Genomic DNA, 2326 nt, shown 5'->3' with positions numbered 1-2326 from the left:
GGCTCTTCACAATCGAGGGTGTAGTTGGGGTCGGAAGCCGCCAGTCTCGAGTAGTGATCTGGCGATGTAGTTCGTCAGGTTGCGGAACCCGAGGGCGGAGCCGCGGAGGTGTTCGAGGCGGCCGTTGATCGCTTCGGTGGGGCCGTTGGATGTGCCGGGCCGGTCGAAGTAGGCGAGCACGTCGGCGGCGCGCTTGGTCAGGGTGCGGCCGAGCGTGATGATCTCGCTGAACGGGCTGGGGACGCCTCGGCTGATCGACTCGATCAACTGCCTCATCAGCTCGCGGCCCCGGGTTCGGTCGGGCTCACGGTAGGCGGCGATCATCCGCTGGTAGATGCCCCAGGTGGCTTCGACCTCGACGTGGGCGTCGGCCGCGAACAGCTCCGTCAGCCGGTGCTGCTGGGTCTCGGTGAGCAGGTCGGCGCCGGTGTGCAGGGTGCGTCGCGCGGCATATAGTGGATCGCCGGTGCGGCCTCGGTGCCCGTGGGTGGCTTGCTGGACCCGGCGCCGGCACTGATCCAGGGCGTCGCCTGCCAGACGGACGACGTGGAAGGGGTCCAGCACCGGCACAGCCTCGGGTAGCTCTTCGGCGGTGGCGGTCTTGAACCCGGTGAACCCGTCCATCGCGACGACCTCGATATTGTCGCGCCAGGACTTGTCCCGTTCGGCGAGCCAGGCCTTGAACGCCTGTTTGGAGCGGCCGGCGACCATGTCCAGAAGCCGCGCCAGCCCGGTGCCGTCGCGGATCGGCGTCAGGTCGATGATCACGGTTACGTACTTGTCGCCACGCCGGGTGTGCCGCCAGACGTGCTCGTCCACGCCGATGACCTGCACGTCGTCGAAGCGGTGCGGATCGTCGATCAGGACCCGGCGGCCCTCGGCCAGGACCGCGTCGTTGGCGGTGTTCCACGAGACCCCCAGAGCGTCGGCGACGCGGGCGACACTCAGGTGTTGGCACACCAGGGCTTCCAGCGCCCACCACAGGCCACGTCGCGACAGCTTCGCCCGCGGCTCGGCGGCCCGCGACGTGTCCTGGCGCCACACGTGACCGCACCCGGTGCACCGGTATCGGCGGAGGCTGACCTCCAACACCGTGGGCCGCCACCCGAACGGCTCGTGCGTCAACCGCCGGACCACCGTGTCCCTGGCCGCGCCAGGGCATCCGCAGCGACGACACCATTTGTCGGGCTCGACAACCCGGCACCGGAGAATCGCCCGATCGGGCTCCAACCGCTGCGCGAGCACTTCGAGCCCGAGATCATCAAGACGAGCGAACGTGGTCAGGTCAGGGCGGGCGAAGGTAGCGTCAGACACGTCGAGGTCTTCCAGATGGACGGCATAGTCACCTCCATCCTCGGGAGACCTCGACCCCTACCCGGCCACCGACGCGCTGACCGGACTACACCCTCAACTGCGACTGCGAAGAGCCCAAAAATAGCCCCGGTGCGAGGGTCGGCCCGCGTGCTATGTTCCGGCCATGACTAGACCCGGTGAGATCCTCGGCAGCGTGTTCGCCGCCAGCGAGCGCGAGCAGCTCGAGACGTTCCTGGATTACCTGCGCGACGCCGTCGTGCGCAAGGCCCGCGGGGTGTCGGAGGAGGACGCCCGGCGCAGCCCGGTGCCGACCGGCACCAACCTCGGCGGCCTGATCAAACACCTGCGGTGGGTGGAACTGGGCGGGTTCGCCGAGCAGATCGGGCAGATCCCCGCCGCGGAGCTGCCCACGCCGCCGTGGACCGACGCAGACCCGGAGGCCGACCTGCGGCTGGAGCCGAACGAGAAGCTCGACGACGTCATCGCCGCCTACCAGGCGGAGTGCGACCGCTCCCGCGAGATCGCCGCCCAGCACAGCCTCGACTACGCCGTCACCACACCGCGGGGCAGGGAGCTGACGTGGATGTACCTGCACGTGATCGTGGAGACCGCCCGGCACGCGGGCCACGCGGACATCCTGCGCGAGATGATCGACGGCAGCGTCGGCGACTGACGGCTCGCGGCGCGTCGTCGGTCCGTGTTCCGGGTCGTCGGAGGCGGCGTTACAACGGTATCGGCGGAGGCTGACCTCCAACACCGTGGGCCGCCACCCGAACGGCTCGTGCGCCAACCGCCGGACCACCGTGTCCCTGGCCGCGCCAGGGCATCCGCAGCGACGACACCATCTGTCGGGCTCGACAACCCGGCACCGGAGAATCGCCCGATCGGGCTCCAACCGCTGCCCGAGCACTTCGAGCCCGAGATCATAGTCACCCCCATCCTCGGGAGACCTCGACCCCTACCCGGCCACCGACGCGTCGACCGGACTACACCCTTAACTGCGAAGAGCCCG

2 protein-coding genes and 1 pseudogene are annotated in these 2326 nt (G+C 69.3%); 1 reads left to right on the top strand and 2 read right to left on the bottom strand.

Going from position 1 to position 2326, the window contains the following annotated elements; translation table 11 throughout:
- Positions 1-6: 6 nt before the first annotated feature.
- The gene (locus ELR45_RS34185; RefSeq protein WP_129670257.1) at positions 7-1314 is read right to left on the bottom strand and encodes an ISL3 family transposase; all 1308 of its coding nucleotides are present in this window, start codon (positions 1312-1314) and stop codon (positions 7-9) included.
- Positions 1315-1477: 163 nt separating this feature from the next.
- On the opposite strand from ELR45_RS34185, the gene ELR45_RS34180 reads away from it, so the two are divergent.
- Complete coding sequence (locus ELR45_RS34180) at positions 1478-1987, top strand: DinB family protein (protein WP_077690675.1); 510 nt, start codon at positions 1478-1480, stop codon at positions 1985-1987.
- 51 nt (positions 1988-2038) lie between these two features.
- Here the strand turns inward: ELR45_RS34180 and ELR45_RS34175 are convergent.
- A pseudogene (locus tag ELR45_RS34175) lies at positions 2039-2239 on the bottom strand (ISL3 family transposase); the annotation flags it as partial.
- Positions 2240-2326: the final 87 nt, after the last annotated feature.

This window comes from Phytoactinopolyspora endophytica (genome assembly GCF_004138495.1).
In the GTDB taxonomy this organism is placed as follows: domain Bacteria; phylum Actinomycetota; class Actinomycetes; order Jiangellales; family Jiangellaceae; genus Phytoactinopolyspora; species Phytoactinopolyspora endophytica.
Note: the sequence above shows the minus strand (reverse complement) of the source record. Positions and strands in the feature narration are given on the sequence as shown.

Excerpts from the sequence above, each read along its gene's own strand:
- ELR45_RS34180 (WP_077690675.1), top strand. The coding sequence starts at position 1,478 with ATGACTAGACCCGGTGAGATCCTCGGCAGCGTGTTCGCCGCCAGCGAG.